The following is a 19,822-nucleotide window of genomic DNA, read 5'->3' as shown; positions in this document are numbered from 1 at the left end:
CCTTATGCTCAATTATCGACAGCTGCATTACTTCTGGGTGGTGGCCAGGACCGGAAGCATCGTGCGTGCCAGCGAACAGCTCAACCTCACCCCTCAGACCATCAGCGGGCAGATCAGCCTGCTGGAACAGACCTACGGGGTCGAGCTGTTCCAGCGCGTCGGGCGCCAGCTCGACCTGACCGAAAGCGGGCGCCGGACCCTGGACTACGCCGAGCAGATGTTCCAGATCGGCAGCGAACTGGAGGCGATGCTGCGCGCGCGCCCCGAAGAGCAGCAGATCCTGTTCCGCGTCGGCGTGGCGGATGTGGTACCCAAGTCGATCGTCTACCGACTGCTGGCTCCGACCATGGAGATGGACAATACGCTGCGCATCAGCTGCCGCGAGGACAAGCTCGAACGCCTGCTGGCGGACCTGGCCATCCAGCGTCTGGATCTGGTGATTTCCGACAGCCCCATGCCTGGTCATCTGGACATCAAGGGCTATAGCCAGAAGCTGGGAGAGTGCGGCTTGAGCTTCTTCGCCACGGCGACGCTTGCCGAGCGCTACACACAACCCTTCCCTGCCTGCCTGCATAACACACCGCTGTTGATTCCCGGGCAGGAAACCGTGGTGCGCAGCCGCTTGCTGCGCTGGCTGAGCGAGCAACAGGTACAGCCGCGGATCATCGGCGAGTTCGACGACAGCGCCCTGATGCAGGCCTTCGGGCAGTCCGGCAGCGGCGTGTTCATCGCCCCCAGCGTGATTGCCGAAGAGGTCTGTCGACAGTATGGCGTCAGGCTGATCGGCCAGACCGACGCGGTGATCGAGTCGTTCTACGCCATCTCGGTGGAACGCAAGGTCAAGCACCCAGGCATCGTCGCCATCACCGAAGGGGCTCGCCGCGAGCTGTTCAACTGGTAGCCGCGGCGCGGCAGGCATGCGCCGTGCCGCTTGTCTTTGTCACGACACGATCCTAGGCTAAGGCCCCTTCCAAGTGATGAGATCGGGCCATGTCAGAGCAGCAGAGTGTCAATGCGGGCCGCTTCAACAGTGTCGAGATCCGAGTGCTCGGCGCCTTGATCGAAAAACAGGCGAGCAACCCGGAAAGCTACCCGCTCACCTTGAACGCCGTGGTCCTGGCGTGCAACCAGAAGACCAGCCGCGAACCCGTGATGAGCCTGACGCCTGGGCAGGTCGGCCAGGCCCTGCGCGCCCTCGAGGCGCAAGGCATGACGCGCTTGCAGATGGGCAACCGGGCCGATCGCTGGGAGCAGCGGGTCGACAAGGCGCTGGAACTGGTCCCGGCGCAGTTGGTATTGCTGGGGCTGCTGTTGCTGCGCGGACCGCAGACGCTCAACGAACTGTTGACGCGCAGCGCCAGGCTGCATGCCTTCGAGGATATCGAGCAGGTCCAGCACCAGCTCGATCGTCTGGTATCGCGCGAGCTTGCCTTGCACCTGCCGCGCCAGGCCGGCCAGCGCGAGGACCGCTACACCCATGCCCTGGGCGATCCGGCCGAGGTCGAGGCGATCCTCGCGGCACGTCAGCAGGCGGGTAGCGAGCGCACCGTGGCGAGCAATGTGGCGCAAGAGCGCATCGACGCGCTGGAAGCCCGGGTCGCGGCACTGGAGGCGCGCCTGGCAGAGCTGGAGGGATAGAGCCGAGCCTGCCGCACACCTGGGCGAAAGGGCCAATGATCATCGAAGCTGCAAGAGCGTCGCCCTTGCCCGGGACCTGACAAGTCATGGCAGGCTCAGGGCTTCCCTTCGACCGTCGGGAAATTCCGGCAGCTCTTGCGCTCGGCCAGCTCCCTGTCGCTCGGCCGCTGGTCGACGAACACCGCGCGTCCATCGGCATGGATTTCCAGGTAGCCCCAGTGCAGGTCCTGCTCCCGCTGGCCGGGTTGGGGTGGATCGCGCCACCAGGGTTCACGACTGATCAAACGCATCAGGGCCTCTCCGACAACTGTCTGTCTTCACTATAGACAGCCGTCGGAAGAGGCCCTGCGCGAGTTGTCAGCGGATCTGTCGGGGCTAGCCGCAGCGAGACCGCCGCGGCTGCGCCGCCCTCAGGCTGGCGCCGAGGTGCGGATCAGGTGGTCGAAGGCCGACAGCGAAGCCTTGGCGCCCTCGCCCACGGCGATCACGATCTGCTTGTACGGCACGGTGGTTACGTCACCGGCGGCGAACACACCGGGGATGTTGGTCTGGCCCTTGGCGTCGACGATGATCTCGCCACGCGCAGACAGCTCGACGGTCCCCTTGAGCCAGTCGGTGTTGGGCAGCAGGCCGATCTGCACGAAGATGCCCTCGAGCTCCAGTGCGTGCTCGGTATCGTCGGTGCGATCCTTGTAGCGCAGGCCGGTGACCTTCTCGCCGTCGCCCAGCACTTCGGTGGTCAGCGCGCTGGTGATGACCTTGACGTTCGACAGGCTGTGCAGCTTGCGCTGCAGCACGGCGTCGGCACGCAGCTGGCTGTCGAACTCGATGAGCGTCACGTGGGCGACGATACCGGCCAGGTCGATGGCCGCCTCGACGCCGGAGTTGCCGCCGCCAATGACCGCCACGCGCTTGCCCTTGAACAGCGGACCGTCGCAGTGCGGGCAGTAGGCCACGCCACGGGCGCGGTATTGCTGCTCGCCGGGGACGTTCATCTCGCGCCAGCGGGCACCGGTGGCCAGGATCACGGTCTTGGCCTTGAGCGAGGCACCGCTGGCCAGGCGCACTTCGTGCAGCCCACCGTCGACGCCCGCAACCAGCGCTTGGCCACGCTGCAGGTTCATGATGTCCACGTCGTACTGCTTGACGTGCTCCTCGAGCGCGGTAGCCAGTTTGGGTCCTTCGGTTTCCTGGACCGAAATGAAGTTCTCGATGGCCATGGTGTCGAGCACCTGGCCGCCGAAACGCTCGGCCACGACACCGGTGCGGATGCCCTTGCGCGCGGCATAGATGGCCGCCGAGGCGCCGGCTGGGCCACCGCCGACCACCAGCACATCGAAGGCTTGCTTGGCGTTGATCTTCTCGGCCTGGCGGCTGCCGGCGCTGGTGTCGATCTTGCCGAGGATTTCCTCCAGGCCCATGCGCCCCTGGCCGAACACTTCGCCGTTGAGGTAGATGCTCGGCACGGCCATGATCTTGCGCGACTCGACCTCGGCCTGGAACAGCGCGCCGTCGATCGCCACATGGCGCACGTTGGGGTTGAGCACCGCCATCAGGTTCAATGCCTGGACCACGTCCGGGCAGTTCTGGCACGACAGCGAGAAATAGGTCTCGAAGACGAATTCACCTTCCAGCGCCCGGATCTGCTCGATCACTTCGACACTGGCCTTGGAGGGATGGCCGCCGACCTGCAGCAGCGCCAGCACCAGGGAGGTGAACTCATGGCCCATGGGGATGCCGGCGAAACGCAGGCTGATGTGTTCCCCAGGGCGATTGAGCGAGAACGAAGGACGACGGGTATCGTCACCGTCCGCGCGCAGGGTGATCAGGTTCGACAGGCTGGCGATATCTACCAGCAAGTCATGCAACTCGCGGGATTTCGCACCGTCGTCGAGGGATGCAACGATCTCGATCGGCTGGGTGACCCGCTCCAGGTAGGCTTTGAGTTGCGATTTAAGCGTGGCGTCCAACATACGGGGCGATTCCTTCTTTCAAACGCTGTAAACGAAAACGCCCAGGCAGGTTCGCCCGGGCGTTCTGACGGGGCGGTGACAACTTCAGGTGTGGCGGCTGCTCACCGCCCAGATCTGGCGCACGGTCTTAGATCTTGCCGACCAGGTCCAGCGACGGAGCCAAGGTAGCCTCGCCTTCCTGCCACTTGGCCGGGCAGACTTCGCCTGGGTGGGCAGCGACGTACTGGGCAGCCTTGACCTTGCGCAGCAGCTCGCTGGCGTCACGGCCTACGCCACCGTCGTTGATCTCGACGATCTTGATCTGGCCTTCCGGGTTGATCACGAAGGTACCGCGATCGGCCAGGCCAGCGTCTTCGATCAGCACGTCGAAGTTGCGAGCGATCTGGTGAGTCGGGTCACCGATCAGCGGGTACTTGATCTTGCCGATGGTTTCCGAGGTGTCGTGCCAGGCCTTGTGGGTGAAGTGGGTGTCGGTGGACACGCCGTAGATCTCCACGCCCAGCTTCTGGAATTCGGCGTAGTTGTCGGCCAGGTCGCCCAGCTCGGTCGGGCAGACGAAGGTGAAGTCGGCCGGGTAGAAGAAAACGACGGACCACTTGCCCTTGAGATCGGCTTCGCTCAGCTGAACGAATTCGCCATTGTGGTAGGCGGTTGCGTTGAACGGTTTGACCTGGCTGTTGATGATAGGCATGCGAGACGCTCCTTCATGGGTTGAAAATCGTTGACGGGAGCAATCCTACCCCAGCATCAGCCCGGTGGCTCATTGGCAAAGCTGATGCCAATGATTGGTTTTGGCTATAGCAGAGGTTATTCCTAGAAACTTTTTGAATGAGTGACTGAGGGTCGATTTCGGTTGCAGGCTCGATTGCGAGCGGCCTCTGGTTCCATCCGTCCGGTGGACCCGTGAATCCATCATGCCCTATCAATGTTTGGCGCCAGCTGCCGATAGCCATCTTGCCAGGCCGTGTCCTCGCGCCGGCTACCGGCAAGCTCTTCCCTCCTCATCTGGCCCAAGGTCTGGAAGCATGAACCTGAAGTTTCGCCACAAGATTCTCCTGAGTGCCTGCGGCGTCGTCGTTCTGGCGTTCGCCTTGTTCACGCTCTACAACGACTACCTGCAGCGCAACACCATCGCCCAGAGCCTGGAATCCTCGCTACGCCAGTCCGGCGCGCTCACTGCCAGTAGCGTACAGAACTGGATGAGCGGGAAAATCCTGGCGCTGGAAAACCTGGCCGAAGATGTCGCGCGCCAAGGCACCGGCAATGTCGCCGGCCTGGTGGATCAGCCCTCCCTGACCAACAACTTTCTCTTCACCTACCTAGGGCAGGCCGATGGTGTCTTTACCCAGCGCCCCGACGTGCAGATGCCGGCAGGCTATGATCCACGCCAGCGCCCCTGGTACGCCGCCGCCAGGGGCGCTGGACAGACGGTGCTGACGCCTCCGTATCAGGGCGCCGTGGGTGGGCTGGTGGTAACGATAGCCGTTCCGGTGAAGCGCCAAGGTGGTGGCGAGCTGCTTGGAGTGATCGGCGGCGATCTGTCCCTGGACAGCCTGGTCCCGATCATCAACGCCGTGGATTTCGGTGGTATCGGCCACGCCTTCTTGGTCGATCGCCAGGGCCAGATGATCGTGAGTCCCGACAAGGGCCAGCTGATGAAGAACCTCAAGGACCTGTATCCGGGTAGCGCTCTGCGTGTCGAACCGGGCATGCAGGAGGCGACCCTCGATGGAGAGCAACGGATCATCGCCTTCGCGCCGGTCAATGGCCTGCCTTCGGCGCAGTGGTACATTGGCCTGTCGATCGACAAGGACAAGGCCTACGCTCCGCTCGGCCAGTTCCGGATATCGGCGATCATCGCCATGCTGGTCGCGGTGCTCGCCATCGCTGGCCTGCTGAGTCTGCTGATCCCGCTGCTGATGCGCCCGCTGACCACCATGGGCCGGGCCATGCGCGACATCGCCGAGGGCGAAGGCGACCTGACCCGACGCCTGGGTGTGGCCCACAAGGACGAATTCGGCGAACTGGCCGGCTCGTTCAACCGCTTCGTCGAGCGTATTCATGCCTCGATCACCGAGGTCTCCTCAGCCACTCGCCTGGTGCATGACCTGTCCGAACGCGTGATGAGCGCATCCAATGCCTCGATCAGCGGCTCCGAGGAGCAGAGCCTGCGCACCAGCAGCGTGGCAGCAGCGATCAACCAGCTGGGCGCCGCGACTCAGGAAATCGCCCGCAACGCCGCCGATGCCTCGCAGCAGGCCAGCGGCGCCAGCGAGCAGGCGCACGACGGACGCAAGGTCGTGGAGCAAAGCATCGAGGCCATGACTGCCCTGTCGCAGAAGATCAGCGAGTCGTGCCAGCGGATCGAAGCGCTCAACGCTAGCACCGACGATATCGGCAAGATCCTCGACGTGATCAAGGGTATCTCGCAGCAGACCAACCTGCTGGCGCTCAACGCGGCCATCGAGGCGGCCCGCGCCGGCGAAGCCGGCCGCGGCTTCGCCGTGGTAGCCGACGAGGTGCGCAACCTGGCCCATCGCACCCAGGAATCGGCCGAGGAGATCCATCGCATGATCACGGGCCTACAGGTCGGTTCACGCGAGGCGGTGCATACCATGAACAGCAGCCAGGTCGCCAGCGAGCAGAGTGTGCAGGTAGCCAACCAGGCCGGCGAACGGCTCAACAGCGTGACCCTGCGCATCGGCGAGATCGATGGCATGAACCAGTCGGTGGCGGCGGCGACCGAGGAGCAGACCGCCGTGGTGGAAAGCCTCAACCTGGACATCACGCAGATCAACAGCCTGAACCAGCAAGGCATGGAGAACCTCAACGAGACGCTGCATCATTGCGATGCGCTGGCGCAGCAGGCAGGTCGGTTGAAGCAGCTGGTAGGCAGCTTCCGGATCTGAACCAAGCCGCTCGAGCCGCGCTCCGCGGGGTGATCTGGCGGCTCTCTGCTGGGTCACTGCAAGCCTGCGACTGCCGCCTGGCAGCGCAGGCTTGCGGGTGCTTCATAAAAACTGATGGGTATAAACTAATAACCAACAAGTCTATTTAGCTATAAAAATTTCTATATGCTGGCTGCCATCCGATCACGGGCATGGCTGGGCAACGAGTAGCATATGGATGTAGGTTCTTTTGGTTTCACGGTTGCGGGATTGGTGGTTGGTTTCATCGTCGGCATGACAGGGGTCGGGGGCGGCTCGCTGATGACGCCGATCCTGCTATGGTTCGGCATCAATCCAGCCACGGCCGTCGGCACCGACCTGCTTTATGCGGCGGTGACCAAGGCCAGCGGCGTCTGGGTCCACAGCCGCAACAGGAACATCGACTGGAAGATCACCGGGCTGCTGAGCCTGGGCAGCGTGCCCGCCGCGGCGCTGACTTTGTGGTTCCTCGGCACCCTGCATGCCGACACCTCGGCGCTCAACGCGGTCATCAAGCAGGGGCTGGCGGTGGTGCTGATCATCACGGCGTTGGCGATCCTGTTTCGCTCTCGCTTGCAAGCTTTCGCCAATCGCCATGCCGGTGACCACTATCATTTGAGCGAGCGCACCCTCAACGTGCTCACCGTGCTGACCGGTACGGTGCTCGGCGTGATGGTCACTCTGACCTCGATCGGTGCCGGCGCGCTGGGCACGGTCGCGCTGTTCCTGCTCTACCCGTTCCTGGTCACCCGTCGGCTGGTGGGCACCGAGATCGCCCACGCGGTACCCTTGACCCTGGTTGCCGGCCTTGGCCATGCAAGCATGGGCAACCTTGACTGGGCGCTGCTGGGCTACCTGTTGCTCGGTTCACTGCCGGGCATCTACCTGGGGAGCCACCTGGCCGGACGCATCTCCGATCGCATCCTGCGCCCATGTCTGGCTGGCATGCTGCTGTTGATCGGCTACAAGCTGGCCTTCTAGGCTTTGTACCAGAAGTGCCTGCGCGACGATCAGGCCACGTTGAAAACAGGCTCGGAATGCTCATTTACAACCCGTAAAGTCGAGCGCGACCCCGGCCGTTCCTCGCCTGTTTTCGCCTTGCCTGATCGCCGCTCGGCGACTTTTGGTACATAGCCTAATCAGGTCGGCGTGCGCCGCCAGACTGAGCGAGTGCACGGCGGCGTCCTCCGACGGCAAGCGCCGGCCTTGCGCATGGGTGCGCGCGTGGCAGAGCAAAGCCAAGCGCACCGGTTTCATGCATGCTCTGCTGGCTGCGCGGCACGGCTTGCAAGCGATTTGCCAGCCCTCGAAAAACCAACGGGTTTTCCGCTTGTCTTCCTGTAGGATGGCACCTTGCCAACCAGGAAGGCGTCTGCCGTATCTGTCCACCTGCTCACGAGAGATCGCTCGATGCCTCTGGCTCCAACGCTCCCCCGTCTGTTTCGTTTCGTGCCCCTCGAGGCTTGCTGCCTGAAAGCCGCGCCAGTTTCTCGCGACCTCGTTGCCCAGGGGGTCGCCTGTGAAGGGCCTCGATGACGCCGCGTTCGAACGGTTGCTGGCCAACTGTGCCAGCGAACCGATCCAATACCCAGGTGCCATCCAGCCCCATGGCGTACTGATGACCCTGAGCGAACCGGCGCTGGACATCCTGCAGATCAGCGCCAATGTCGGGACCTTGTTGGGGATCGAAGCTTCCCAAGTGCTGGGCAAGCCGCTGCCCGCGCTGGTCGGCACGGGCCTGGCCAAGCAGGTATGCAAACTGGTCGAACAGGACCTTGCCGAGGATCTGCAGCCGCTCGCCGTCAAGCTCGACGGTATCGCCTTCGAAGGCTTCCTGCACCGCCATGACGGCCTGCTGATCTTCGAGCTCGAACTGCTCGCGTCCAGCGCCAGCGACCCGCACAGCCACCTCAACCGAATGCTGCAGCGCCTGCAGGCTGCACAAGATCTCGACACCTTGCATGATCTGGTCGTGCGGGAGGTACAGGCGCTGACCGGCTACGATCGCGTGCTTGTCTACCGATTCGAGGAGGAAGGCCACGGCCAGGTGGTCGCGGAGGCTTCATCACCGGGCATGGAGCGGTTCAAGGGCCTGTACTTCCCCGCCTCGGACATTCCGGCCCAGGCTCGCCAGCTCTACCTGAGCAACTGGTTGCGCATCATCCCGGATGCCGCCTACACGCCGGTGCCGATCGTGCCGGCGATGCGCCCCCAGGACGAGCAGCCGCTGGACCTCAGCTTCGCCACCTTGCGCAGCGTGTCGCCGATCCACTGCCAGTACATGCGCAACATGGGCGTGCTGTCGTCGATGAGCATCTCGCTGGTCTGCGAAGGTCGGCTCTGGGGCTTGATCACTTGCGGCAACCGTACACCCTTGCATGTTCCGAGCAACCTGCGCAGTGCATGCAAGACCATTGGCCAAGTGCTGTCGCTGCAGATCAGTGCCATGCAGGCGTTGCAACTGGCCGCCGAGCGTGAGGCCAAGATCGATAGCTTGGCACGCTTCGAGCAGGCCATGCGGGAAAGCGCCGCAAGCGTATTCGACGGCTTGGCCGCCTCTGTCGGGCAACTGCTGGAGCTGGTCGATGCCAGTGGCGTGGCGATCATCGACGGGGATCAGTTGCGCACTGCCGGCGCTTGCCCGACACCAGCGCAGATCCACGCGCTGCATCACTGGATCGAGCAGCAGCGCATGCCGGTATTCGCCTCGCATGAGCTGGGCAGCGTGTACCCGCCTGCGAACGAATATCGCTTGCTCGCCAGCGGTGTGCTGACCCTGTCCCTGCCCAAGCCGGTTACCAACGGCATCATCTGGTTCCGCCCGGAAGTCAAGGAAACCCTGTCCTGGAGCGGAGATCCACGCAAACCGATGCACCTGGATCCTTCGGGCGACGAATTGCGGCTGCGACCACGCTCTTCGTTCGAGCAGTGGAAAGTGGAGATGGAAGGCATCTCGCGCAAGTGGAGCCATGGCGACCGTTTCGCCGCCAATGACCTGCGCCGCTGCGCCCTGGAAATCGACCTGTCGCGCCAGGTGCTCAGGGAGCAGGCTGCCGTGCGTGCGCGCGACGAGCTGATGGCAGTCGTCTCCCATGACCTGCGCAGCCCCATGACGGTGATTGCCATGCTCTGCGGCATGATGCAGAAAACTTTCAGCAGTGATGCGGTCAACGCCTCTCGGCGCGTCACCTCGGCCATCAGCACCATGCAACAGGCGACCAGTCGCATGAATGCGTTGCTCGATGATTTGCTCGATACCTCCAAGATCGAAGCCGGACGCTACGTGATCGCGCCAAGACCACTGGATGTCAGCCTGATGCTCGAAGAAGCCCAAGCCTTGCTCGCCCCTCTGGCCCAGACCAAGCTGGTGCGGCTGGTGCTCGAAGCCCAGCCAGGCCTGCACATCAATGCCGATCCCGAGCGCCTGTTCCAGGTGCTGTCGAACCTGGTGGGCAACGCCGTCAAGTTCACCGACGCGCATGGCACGGTTGCGGTAAGCGCCCGGGCCGATGGCGCCAGCGTGGCCTTCACCGTGCGCGACACCGGCCGTGGCATCGCGCCCGAGCAATTGCCGCATGTGTTCGAACGCTACTGGACGGCGCGCGAAGGCAACCCGGACGGCACCGGACTGGGGCTATACATCACTCGGGGAATCATCAAGGCGCACGGCGGCGAGATCAGTGCCAACAGCGAGCCGGGCCAAGGCAGCACGTTCCGCTTCAGCGTGCCGCGGATCGAGACGAGCGGTATCTCGCTGGGCAGCGGGTGACCCGCAACTGCCTGCACCGTTGAAGGACCTGCCGCACGGGTGGCGGCGGGTGCGTCAACGGTGCAAAACCCTTTGCCGTGGATGGATAAGGCGCCTGGCTCGACCCTGTCATGGACTCGCTGGCGACGCGGGTACCAGCCCTGTCAAGACGTACCCGTCATTCACTGACGGGCCTGGACCCGGCCTGTGACTGCTCACCCGCCTCGGCTGCCCATCAGCGAGTTGGCGTACGCAGCGTGACGAACTCTTCCGCGGCAGTGGGATGTACCCCGATGGTCTCATCGAACTGCTGCTTGGTCGCGCCAGCCTTGAGCGCCACGCCAAGCCCTTGGATGATCTCGCCGGCGTCCGGGCCGACCATGTGACAACCGAGCACGCGATCGGTCTGGGCGTCGACCACCAGCTTGATCAGGGTCTTCTCCTGGACGTCCGTCAGGGTCAGCTTCATTGGCCGGAAGCGACTTTCGAAGATCTTCACCTCGTGTCCAGCTTCCAAGGCCTGCTCCTCGCTCAGGCCGACCGTACCGATCGGCGGCTGGCTGAACACTGCGGTGGGAATATTGCGATAGTCGACGGGGCGGTACTGGTCCTGCTTGAACAGGCGCCGGGCCACCGCCATGCCTTCGGCCAGCGCCACCGGGGTCAGTTGGACACGACCGATCACGTCGCCAATGGCCAGGATCGACGGCTCGGTGGTCTGGTACTGCTCGTCGACGCGGATGTAGCCACGCTCGTCCAGCTCGACGCCAGTGTTCTCCAGCCCGAGGTCGTCGAGCATCGGGCGTCGGCCGGTGGCGTAGAGGATGCAGTCGGCGAACAGTTCGCGTCCATCCTCGAGGGTCGCCTTGAGGCTGCCATCGGCTTGCTGGTCGATGCGCTTGATATCACTGTTGAACTGCAGGTGCAGCCCGCGCTTCTCCAGCTCGTCCTTCAGGTGCTGGCGCACCGAGCCGTCGAAGCCACGCAGGAACAGGTCGCCGCGGTAGACCAGGCTGGTTTCGGCACCCAGCCCCTGGAAGATGCCAGCGAACTCGACGGCGATATAGCCTCCACCGACGATCAGAACCCGCCGGGGCAGCGTCTTGAGGTAGAACGCCTCGTTGGAGGTGATCGCCAGATCCTTGCCGGGAATGTCCGGCACGAACGGCCAGCCGCCGGTGGCGATGAGGATGCGCTGGGCCGTGTAGCGACGACCGTCGACTTCCACTTCGTTGCTTCCGATCAGGCGGGCATGCCCTTGCAGCAAGGTCACTGCGCTGTTGACCAGCAGGTTGCGATAGATGCCGTTGAGGCGTTCGATCTCGCGATTCTTGTTGGCGATCAAGGTAGCCCAGTCGAAATGGCCCTCTTCCAGCGTCCAGCCATAGCCGGATGCCTGTTCGAGTTCGTCGGCGACGTGTGCACCGTAGACCAGCAGCTTCTTTGGCACGCAGCCTACATTGACGCAGGTGCCCCCCAGGTAGCGGCTCTCGGCCACGGCCACCTTCGCACCGAAACCGGCGGCGAAGCGCGCCGCGCGCACGCCACCGGAACCGGCACCAATCACGAACAGATCAAAATCGTAGGCCACTTGCGGCTCCTCAATGAAAAAAGCCACCCGAGGGTGGCTTTTTTTGGCACAAGGCGCAAGAGGCGTCGACCGCCCTCGGCGCGAGGCTCAGTGAGCCTTGCCGGTCTTGTAGTAGTTCTCGAAGCAGAAGTTGGTCGCGTCGATGTAACCTTCGGCGCCACCGCAGTCGAAACGACGGCCCTTGAACTTGTAGGCCAGGACACAGCCATTCCTGGCCTGTTGCATCAGGGCGTCGGTGATCTGGATCTCACCGCCCTTGCCCGGCTCGGTATTCTTGATGATGTCGAAGATGTCCGGAGTCAGGATGTAGCGGCCGATGATCGCCAGGTTGGACGGCGCGTCTTCCGGCTTGGGTTTCTCGACCATGTTGGTCACGCGGAAGATATCTTCGCGGATCATGTCTCCGGCGATCACGCCATACTTGTTGGTCTCCTGCGGATCGACTTCCTGGATGGCGACAATCGAGCAGCGGAACTGATTGTACAACTTGACCATTTGCGACAGCACGCCATCGCCGTCGGGGTTGACGCACAGGTCGTCGGCCAGCACCACGGCGAACGGCTCGTCGCCGATCAGTGGACGGCCGGTCAGGATGGCGTGGCCCAGGCCTTTCATTTCGGTCTGGCGGGTATAAGAGAACGAGCATTCGTCGAGCAGGCGACGAATACCGACCAGGTACTTCTCCTTGTCGGTGCCCTTGATCTGGGTCTCGAGCTCGTAGCTGATATCGAAGTGATCTTCCAATGCGCGCTTGCCACGCCCGGTGACGATGGAGATTTCATTCAAGCCTGCATCCAGCGCTTCCTCGACGCCGTACTGGATCAACGGCTTGTTGACCACCGGCAGCATTTCCTTGGGCATGGCTTTGGTAGCAGGCAGGAAGCGAGTACCGTAACCGGCAGCCGGGAACAAGCATTTCTTGATCATAAACGTCCTTAACAAGGGCTTGGCGGGGGTAGAATCGGGCGCAGTCTAATCAGGCGATAGTTACCTTACAACGCCTGATCGGACCGAGCGATCCCATGATAGAGATGACCCCAGTGTAGTTAGTTCAACGGGATCGTAAATATGCTGCACGGCAAATATTATCGCTGGGCAGGATGATGCAATACCGATCCGGTCGATTGAGCTGGCGCTGCCGTCAACTACCGGAGATGCACTCGGTCGCCGCCGTGCGCACATCGCCCGGGCGCAAGGGAAAATTGTTCAAGCGCTCATGCACCTTGATGCTGCTGCCATCGCCGCGCTTCTCGATATCGACCAAGGCGGCCGGGCCGGCGCCAGCGGCAAGTTTCTGCGGCACGATCAGGCGCAGGCCATCACCCCTGGCCTGTTCCTGCAAAGGTCCTCGCGAATCGGCCAGTTGGCTCTTCACGCAATCGGCATATTCACGCGGCGTCTTGCCGGACATGACATCCATAGTTTCGCGGGACTGTTCGAGTTCCGAGACACTTGCACAGCCCCCCAATGCCACCGCCAAGGCAGCCAGCGCCAATTTCATCTGCATCGATCCTCCTTCGGAAAACCCTTCAGACAACAGGCGGGCGGTTTTGCTCCCTGAGCTGGCGCAAATGCCCGGTCTTTTGCCAGCGCTCACGCGACGCACAGCGACATCGTGATATCTTTCGCCGTGCAGAACCTTTACCTTGCGGAGCCCTACATGAAATTCGTCCACCAGCGCGAGCACCTCAACGAAGACGACATCGTCGTGATCGAGTGTTCCCAGCGCTGCAATATTCGCCTGATGAACGATGCCAACTTCCGCAGTTTCAAGAATGGCGGACGGCACACCTACCATGGTGGCGCATTCGACCGTTTCCCGGCGAAGATCACCGTGCCGAGCACAGGCTTCTGGAACATCACCATCGACACCGTCAGCGCACGACCGATTTCCGTGACCCGCAAGCCAACCTTCTCCCACAAGATCAAGATCGTTCGTCGCTCCGCGTCGCACCTGAGATAAGCCCATGACCCAGACCATCAAATACGTGATCAAGTACAAGCTCGACGGCCAGCGCCGCTGGGACTTCGCGCAGCTGTCCGAGGCCTCGCTCGAGCAGGCCCGGCAGGCCTTGCGCAAGATTCATGGCGACGATGCCGAGAAGATCAGTGACATCCAGGTCAGCAAGGCTCTTTGAATCCTTTTCGCATCTCGGAGGAACCTGTCGATGACCCGTTGGCCAGACCGTCGCATTCTCGATCTGCTGGACATCGAGCAGCCCATTCTGCAGGCACCGATGGCCGGCGCGACCGGATCGGCCATGGCCATCGCGGTGGCCAATGCCGGCGGGCTGGGCGCCCTGCCCTGCGCCATGCTCGGCCTCGATGAAGTACGCGCCGAAGTCGAACGTTTTCGCCATGCTTGCCAGGCACCGTTGAACCTCAACTTCTTCTGCCACCAGCCGCCACCGGCCGACCCGGCCGCGCAGCAGCGCTGGAAGCTGGCACTCAAGCCGTACTACGAGGAACTGGGTGCCGATTTCGACGCGCCTACACCCAAGTCCGAGCGCGCGCCGTTCGATCACCAGGCTTGCCAGCTGGTGGAGACGCTGCGTCCGGAGGTGGTGAGCTTCCACTTCGGCCTGCCGCCGGAGCCGCTCGTACAGCGGGTCAAGGCTACCGGCGCGAAAGTGCTCGGCAGTGCCACCACGGTCGAAGAAGCGATATGGCTGCAAACGCATGGCTGTGACGCCATCATTGCCATGGGCTATGAGGCGGGTGGACATCGCGGCATGTTCCTCAGCGAGGACATTGGCACGCAGATCGGTACCCTGGCCCTGGTGCCTCAGGTCGTGGATGCGGTCGACGTCCCGGTGATCGCCGCTGGCGGTATCGCCGATCATCGCGGCCTACTGGCCGCACTGGCGCTGGGCGCTTCAGCCGTGCAGATCGGCACGGCCTACCTGTTCTGCCCGCAGGCCAAGGTCTCGCCAGCGCATCGCCGCGCCTTGGATGAAGCCTCGGCCAGCGACACGGCATTGACCAACCTGTTCACCGGACGGCCAGCCCGCGGCATCAACAATCGGCTCATGCGCGAGCTGGGGCCGATGAGCCCGTTGGCGCCGCACTTTCCCCTGGCTGGCGGCGCGCTCGTGCCGCTGCGCAAGATCGGCGAGGCGCGAGGCGACAGCGATTTCGGCAACCTGTGGGCAGGCCAGGCGTTGCGCCTGGGGCAGCATCGCTCGGCCGGCGACCTGACCAGGGACATTGCATTCAATGCATTGGCAGCGATGGGCCGGCAAGGCCGGGTCGACGACAAGCCCGAGGAAGGATAGCGACATCGGCAGCCGGCTCGGGCGAACCGGCTGCGTCGGATGGCATTCATTTCTCTTCGAGAACGGCTTTGCCCTTGACGGCTTTCGGACCCATGATCGCCCAGAAGATTAGGCCGGGAAGCGGTGCCCAGACCACGAACACGATCCACAGCATCTTGCGCTCGGCACGGCGCTCACTGCCGATGATGTGCCAGATCGCGAGGATCTGCAGCAGGATGACAACCACGGCGAGGATGATCCACATCGTTCCGATTTCCATGAGCTTTTCTCCGGTGTGCTGGTACCTCTTTTGTTTCCCGCACACGTCGAGGGTTCATTAAAATCTGGTCCGATCGGCAAATCCCGCGCCCTTCGACCGGCTGACCCGCAAGCACCAGCAACGCCGATTCCGCGCCAGCCGGCCGCCTGCAGGTGCCGTGGACAACCGCCGGACGAGCCCGCGATGCCCGGTCGCCAGCGACCTCAGTAGTAGGCGTTTTCCTTGATCGAGTGATCGGTCACGTCACGCACGCCCTTGAGCTCGGGAATACGCTCGAGCAAGGTCCGCTCGATGCCTTCCTTGAGCGTGACGTCCGCCTGGCCGCAGCCCTGGCAACCGCCACCAAACTGCAGTACCGCGATGTTGTCCTCGACCACGTCGATCAGGCTCACCAACCCGCCATGACTGGCCAGCCCCGGATTGATCTCGGTTTGCAGGTAGTAATTGATGCGCTCGTTGATCGGGCTGTTCTCGTCGACCATCGGCACCTTGGCGTTCGGCGCCTTGATGGTCAGCTGGCCACCCATGCGATCGGTGGCGTAGTCGACCAGGGCATCCTCGAGGAACGGCTCGCTGATCGAATCGATGTAGGCGGTGAAGCTCTTCAGGCCGACCGCGACGTCATCGGGCTTTTCCTCGCCAGGCTTGCAGTAGGCGATGCAGGTTTCGGCGTACTGGGTGCCCGGCTGGGTGATGAAGATACGGATGCCGATGCCTGGAGCGTTCTGCTTGGACAGCAGATCGGCCAGGTAGTCATGGGCGGCGTCGGTAATGGTTATAGCGCTCATGTAAGTTCCTCACAGACTTGCCGGCCAGTGTACGCCAAGCCGAGCCTCTAACAAAGTCCTAGTATTTGACTCGGGTTAGCGCCAGGGCCGGCGCCTGCTGCAGTCGTGCCTCGCACCAGGCCTTGCCGTGGTGATAGAACCCGCGCTCCAGCCACTGGTAGCTCAGCCAGGAAGCCGCGCCGATCAGCGGCACGCAGAAGGCGAATACCCCATAGGGATCGAGGCCGAAGCGCTGGCTGACGAACCAGCCGGACCAGAGCACCAGGACATGGACCAGGTAGACCGAGTAGGAACAATCGCCCATGGCCTTGAGAACCTGGTTACCCTTGAAGTAGCGCTCCAGGGCGATGAAGGCCAGCACCACCATGGCGCTGGGCAACCCCCAGTGCAGCAGCCGCAGGGAGTTGTCCAGTTGGTAGATGGCATAGCCGGCCGCCGCCAGCAAGGCCAGCGGCAGCCACAACCCCTCGCGTATCAGGCCGCGGCGATAGAGCACGCCGATGCCGATACCCAGGAGGAATTCGTAGATGATGCCGTTGTTGTAGAACCGGCTGAGCAGGCCGAACCGCCCTAGCACCTCGCTGGCGAGCAACAATGCCGCGGTGACCAGCAGCAGGTGATGACGCTGGCGTACCAGGAAGGCTAGCGAGAACAGCAAGTAGAAGAACATTTCGAAGTTCAGCGTCCAGCCGACGTTGAGAGTCGGGTACAGCCCATAGCCACCCGGGTTTTCCGCCGGGATGAACAGCAATGACAACAGCAAGTGCTGCCATTCGAACACCTGGTGCGGCATCCAGCGGCTGGCAGCCAGCAACAGCAGGCCCATCAGCAGCGAATAGAACCAGTAGGCCGGGACGATGCGCAGCAACCGGTGCAGCATGAAGCGTTGCGGCGCGATCTGCTTGTCGCGGGTCGAGAGGTAGATGACCAGCCCGCTGATGACGAAAAAGATGTCCACGCCGACCGCGCCCCGCTCGGTGAGAAAGCGACCGACAGGACCGTCGGCATGGAAGTCGAAGAAGATCTGCATGAAATGATGGCATACCACCACCCAGGCAGCGAACGCCCTGAGAGCTTGAAGCGAATACAGCATGAACAGTCCCGAGATTGCCGGTGCATTCAGGTTTCCCTCTCTAGAGCTCCAAGCTCCAAGCGCCGCGCTCTGCTCCTGGCTCGCGGCTTGCAGCTCCAGAGGGGAAGCCGCCCGGTGCTGGGACCGCGCGATCCCGCTAAAGCTCCCCTGCGCTGGTCAAAGATTCTGATAGCGGTTCATGTCCAGCACGCCGGCTTCGAGCGGATCGGTCTGCTCGATGTAGCGGCTCAGGTCATGGAAGTACTCCCAGAACCGCGGATGGCTACGCCGTATCCCCCAGCGCTCGACGATACGCTCGAAGCGCTCGTGATCGTCGCGCGCGGCTTGCATGGCTTCGACGAACTGCGCGACCTGCCCCGTTGGAATGTCGAACATGAAATTGGGATAGCTGCTTAGCACGCCTGGATACAGGGTCAAGGTGTCCAGGCCCGGCTGGTAGCGATAGGCCTCGCCCAGCAGGAAGGCCACATTGCTGTGGGCGCGGTTGCGCAGAAGGCTGTAGACCTGGCGCTGGCCATCCGGCGCTTCGATGCGCAGCATCGTCGCCTCAGGCAGCTGGCCGATGACCTTGAGTCCGGCCGCAGGACGCGAAACCAGGCGGCTCAAGGCCTGCTCGGCATCGGCGAAGGCCTCGTCGAGGCCCATTCGCGAGCAGTAGGCACCCAGGCAGCGATTGATCGGGTCGGGCGAAGCATCGATGGCGGCGCTGCGCTGCAGCAGCTTGCTGGCGAAGTCCCGGCGCGCATCGCCCTTGGCCAGGTGCAGGCCGCTCGGGGTCTTGGTGTCGATATCCTGGTAGTCGAGCCACATCTTCACCTTGCCACTGTTGCGGTACCAGTCGCCAAGCATGTCTGCGCGCTGCTGGGCAGGCATCAGCCGCAGAAAGTTGACCTCCGCGCCGTTGCGGATCAGGTCGAAGTACAGCCTCGTCTGCAACTGGTGCGAGACATTGCCGAACACATCGAAATTGACCGCCAGCTGATAGTAGGTGCGCTCGAGCAACGGATAGTCGAACAGCCAGAACGTCAGTGGCACGTCGCCAATCAGGCCCTTGGTCACCGAGGCGCTGTCGAAATGCCGGAAGATGCTCAGCAAGGCATTGTCGTTACCGGCCCAGAGCGAGTCCCAGCCAGGCGCCGGCGAACCGGCATAGGTGTCGCGCCGCAGCGCCTCGTAGGCGTTGCGCTTGTCCCGGTAGGCATGCCAGAGCGACAGCACGCTGCCGACATCGTCGATCTGTCCGGGCATGGCCAGCAGCGGCGTGGCCTCGCCACGGTAGCGCGCATCGGTGATGTAGCGGTCGTGCGAAGGGTCCTGGAACAATACCCAGAAATTGTCGCGGATCACGTCGGTGGCGATCTGCCCCCGGCACACCGGCCCACGGATGAAGGTGCGCACGAAGTACTCGGCATTGTCCAGCATGAACCGATAGCGCGCCTGGGCCGGAATCGCGGCGAAGGTCTCGAAGGGATTGGCGCGCCGCTGCGGACCGTAGCCTGGCACGCTGTCCACATGCCAGTCACCGCGGTAGAACAACTGCCTGACCCGCTCCAGCTTGCCCGGCCCTGCGGGGTAGGTGATGTGGGTCTTGTGCACGATCACGCCTTCGACCGGCCTCAAGCGATAGTAGAACGCGGTGCCCGGAGAATCGTTCGGCCGGCGTGTGGCGATCACATCGACCGGCTGGCCGCTGGGCGTGCGCGAACGCACCCATTGGAAGAAATGTCCCGGCTCGCCACCCTCGAAATGGACATGGGCGAGGAACAGGTGTTCGTAGAGCCAGCGCGCCACCAGCGTCTCGGACGGGCCGGCGCGATTGAGCAGCGCCTCCCATTCAGCGATCTGCCGCGCCTCGACGGGGCTGGGACGAAGAGCCTGGTGATCGATCGGCGCGCCGGCTGCCAGCCAACGCTGCAGGGTCTGGTACTGCGCCTCGGTCAGGCCGGTGACGGCCAGGGGCATGCCTTGGCCAGGATGACTGGCGACATATCCGTCGAACTCGGCGGGTAACGGACACATGTTCTGTCGATCCAGGCCCAGCACGATGCCTTCGGGAATCCGCGCATTGGGCGTGAGCGGCGTATGCTGGCCAAGCTCGAGCATGCGTGCCATCAGGGCCGCCTGGCTGCCTTGCGCCTCGAGCACGGAATAGAACCCCTTGCGCCGCCAGGCCTCTTCGCCATGGGCGTCCTCGAACAGCCGGGTGGTGGCCACGGCCTGGCGGCGCTCGCCCTGGTAGACCGGCACCTTGGACGCGCCGCGCTCGACACCTTCGGCGCTGCCGAGGTTGAGCTGGCAGGCGGCATCGTTGCAGGCATGACAGGCAACGCATTTCTCGGTGAAGATCGGCTGGATGTCACGGGTGTAGGAGATGGCCGAGCTGGCCTGGGGGGCTTGCCCGAGCGCCGTGCTGCTGACCAGCAGGGCGAAGACGGCGGCAAGTGAACGTTGCAGCATGTACGGGTTTCCTGGTTGCTTGGAGACTGTCGCGGGGCCTGGTTGATCGGGGGGTGTTGAACATGAGGGAAAT

At 63.2% G+C, this 19,822-nt stretch carries 18 protein-coding genes; 8 read left to right on the top strand and 10 right to left on the bottom strand.

Going from position 1 to position 19,822, the window contains the following annotated elements; all coding sequences use genetic code 11:
- The first annotated feature begins 4 nt into the window (after nt 1-4).
- Together nhaR and ACY8GK_RS03640 are read left to right on the top strand one after the other, a co-directional pair.
- Nucleotides 5-901 carry a transcriptional activator NhaR gene (nhaR, locus tag ACY8GK_RS03645; protein WP_462402330.1) on the top strand — a complete coding sequence of 299 codons (897 nt, stop codon included), beginning with the start codon at nt 5-7 and terminating at the stop codon, nt 899-901.
- An 89-nt stretch (nt 902-990) separates the two neighbouring features.
- Nucleotides 991-1,638 (top strand): YceH family protein, encoded by a 648-nt coding sequence (locus tag ACY8GK_RS03640; RefSeq protein WP_462402329.1) that lies wholly within the window; start codon nt 991-993, stop codon nt 1,636-1,638.
- A gap of 95 nt (nt 1,639-1,733) precedes the next feature.
- On the opposite strand, the gene ACY8GK_RS03635 is transcribed toward ACY8GK_RS03640, so the two are convergent.
- The 3 genes from ACY8GK_RS03635 to ahpC all read right to left on the bottom strand — a co-directional run bounded on the left by ACY8GK_RS03635 (nt 1,734) and on the right by ahpC (nt 4,302).
- A complete protein-coding gene (locus tag ACY8GK_RS03635; RefSeq protein WP_196179814.1) occupies nt 1,734-1,928 on the bottom strand; it encodes a hypothetical protein in 195 nt (64 codons plus the stop codon).
- Between the two features lie 120 nt (nt 1,929-2,048).
- On the bottom strand, nt 2,049-3,611 hold the full coding sequence (gene ahpF / locus ACY8GK_RS03630; protein ID WP_462402328.1) for an alkyl hydroperoxide reductase subunit F: 1,563 nt from the start codon (nt 3,609-3,611) through the stop codon (nt 2,049-2,051).
- A 127-nt stretch (nt 3,612-3,738) separates the two neighbouring features.
- Complete coding sequence (ahpC, locus tag ACY8GK_RS03625) at nt 3,739-4,302, bottom strand: alkyl hydroperoxide reductase subunit C (RefSeq protein ID WP_196179812.1); 564 nt, start codon at nt 4,300-4,302, stop codon at nt 3,739-3,741.
- A 334-nt stretch (nt 4,303-4,636) separates the two neighbouring features.
- Here ahpC and ACY8GK_RS03620 point away from each other — a divergent pair, with 334 nt between their 5' ends.
- The 3 genes from ACY8GK_RS03620 to ACY8GK_RS03610 all read left to right on the top strand — a co-directional run bounded on the left by ACY8GK_RS03620 (nt 4,637) and on the right by ACY8GK_RS03610 (nt 10,307).
- Nucleotides 4,637-6,520 carry a methyl-accepting chemotaxis protein gene (locus ACY8GK_RS03620; RefSeq protein ID WP_462402327.1) on the top strand — a complete coding sequence of 628 codons (1,884 nt, stop codon included), beginning with the start codon at nt 4,637-4,639 and terminating at the stop codon, nt 6,518-6,520.
- Nucleotides 6,521-6,733: 213 nt separating this feature from the next.
- Complete coding sequence (locus ACY8GK_RS03615) at nt 6,734-7,519, top strand: sulfite exporter TauE/SafE family protein (RefSeq protein ID WP_462402326.1); 786 nt, start codon at nt 6,734-6,736, stop codon at nt 7,517-7,519.
- 538 nt (nt 7,520-8,057) lie between these two features.
- Entirely contained in the window at nt 8,058-10,307 is a 2,250-nt protein-coding gene (locus ACY8GK_RS03610) for an ATP-binding protein (protein ID WP_462402325.1), read from the top strand.
- Nucleotides 10,308-10,521: 214 nt separating this feature from the next.
- Here ACY8GK_RS03610 and gorA read toward each other — a convergent pair whose 3' ends face one another.
- From gorA to ACY8GK_RS03595, 3 genes are all read right to left on the bottom strand, one after another.
- Nucleotides 10,522-11,877 (bottom strand): glutathione-disulfide reductase, encoded by a 1,356-nt coding sequence (gene gorA / locus ACY8GK_RS03605; protein ID WP_462402324.1) that lies wholly within the window; start codon nt 11,875-11,877, stop codon nt 10,522-10,524.
- Nucleotides 11,878-11,964: 87 nt separating this feature from the next.
- Nucleotides 11,965-12,804 (bottom strand): UTP--glucose-1-phosphate uridylyltransferase GalU, encoded by an 840-nt coding sequence (gene galU / locus ACY8GK_RS03600; protein ID WP_196179805.1) that lies wholly within the window; start codon nt 12,802-12,804, stop codon nt 11,965-11,967.
- A 214-nt stretch (nt 12,805-13,018) separates the two neighbouring features.
- Nucleotides 13,019-13,378 (bottom strand): hypothetical protein, encoded by a 360-nt coding sequence (locus ACY8GK_RS03595; protein WP_462402975.1) that lies wholly within the window; start codon nt 13,376-13,378, stop codon nt 13,019-13,021.
- Nucleotides 13,379-13,537: 159 nt separating this feature from the next.
- Between ACY8GK_RS03595 and ACY8GK_RS03590 the strand changes: the two genes are divergently transcribed.
- From ACY8GK_RS03590 to ACY8GK_RS03580, 3 genes are read left to right on the top strand one after another with little or no spacing between them, the layout of a single operon-like run.
- The gene (locus tag ACY8GK_RS03590; protein ID WP_196179804.1) at nt 13,538-13,840 is read left to right on the top strand and encodes a DUF1883 domain-containing protein; all 303 of its coding nucleotides are present in this window, start codon (nt 13,538-13,540) and stop codon (nt 13,838-13,840) included.
- A 4-nt stretch (nt 13,841-13,844) separates the two neighbouring features.
- Complete coding sequence (locus ACY8GK_RS03585) at nt 13,845-14,015, top strand: hypothetical protein (RefSeq protein ID WP_196179802.1); 171 nt, start codon at nt 13,845-13,847, stop codon at nt 14,013-14,015.
- A 30-nt stretch (nt 14,016-14,045) separates the two neighbouring features.
- Nucleotides 14,046-15,152, top strand: coding sequence for an NAD(P)H-dependent flavin oxidoreductase (locus ACY8GK_RS03580; protein WP_462402323.1), 1,107 nt, complete (start codon nt 14,046-14,048; stop codon nt 15,150-15,152).
- A gap of 46 nt (nt 15,153-15,198) precedes the next feature.
- Here the strand turns inward: ACY8GK_RS03580 and ACY8GK_RS03575 are convergent, their stop codons facing one another.
- The 4 genes from ACY8GK_RS03575 to ACY8GK_RS03560 all read right to left on the bottom strand — a co-directional run bounded on the left by ACY8GK_RS03575 (nt 15,199) and on the right by ACY8GK_RS03560 (nt 19,749).
- Nucleotides 15,199-15,411 (bottom strand): PLD nuclease N-terminal domain-containing protein, encoded by a 213-nt coding sequence (locus tag ACY8GK_RS03575; protein WP_196179798.1) that lies wholly within the window; start codon nt 15,409-15,411, stop codon nt 15,199-15,201.
- A gap of 203 nt (nt 15,412-15,614) precedes the next feature.
- On the bottom strand, nt 15,615-16,199 hold the full coding sequence (gene nfuA / locus ACY8GK_RS03570; protein ID WP_196179796.1) for a Fe-S biogenesis protein NfuA: 585 nt from the start codon (nt 16,197-16,199) through the stop codon (nt 15,615-15,617).
- 58 nt (nt 16,200-16,257) lie between these two features.
- Nucleotides 16,258-17,292 carry an acyltransferase family protein gene (locus ACY8GK_RS03565; RefSeq protein ID WP_196179794.1) on the bottom strand — a complete coding sequence of 345 codons (1,035 nt, stop codon included), beginning with the start codon at nt 17,290-17,292 and terminating at the stop codon, nt 16,258-16,260.
- Nucleotides 17,293-17,448: 156 nt separating this feature from the next.
- Nucleotides 17,449-19,749, bottom strand: a complete 2,301-nt coding sequence (locus ACY8GK_RS03560) for a fatty acid cis/trans isomerase (protein WP_462402322.1) — start codon at nt 19,747-19,749, stop codon at nt 17,449-17,451.
- Nucleotides 19,750-19,822: the final 73 nt, after the last annotated feature.

The organism is Pseudomonas sp. Marseille-QA0332 (assembly GCF_054950175.1).
This window is presented reverse-complemented; position numbering and strand designations above follow the sequence as displayed.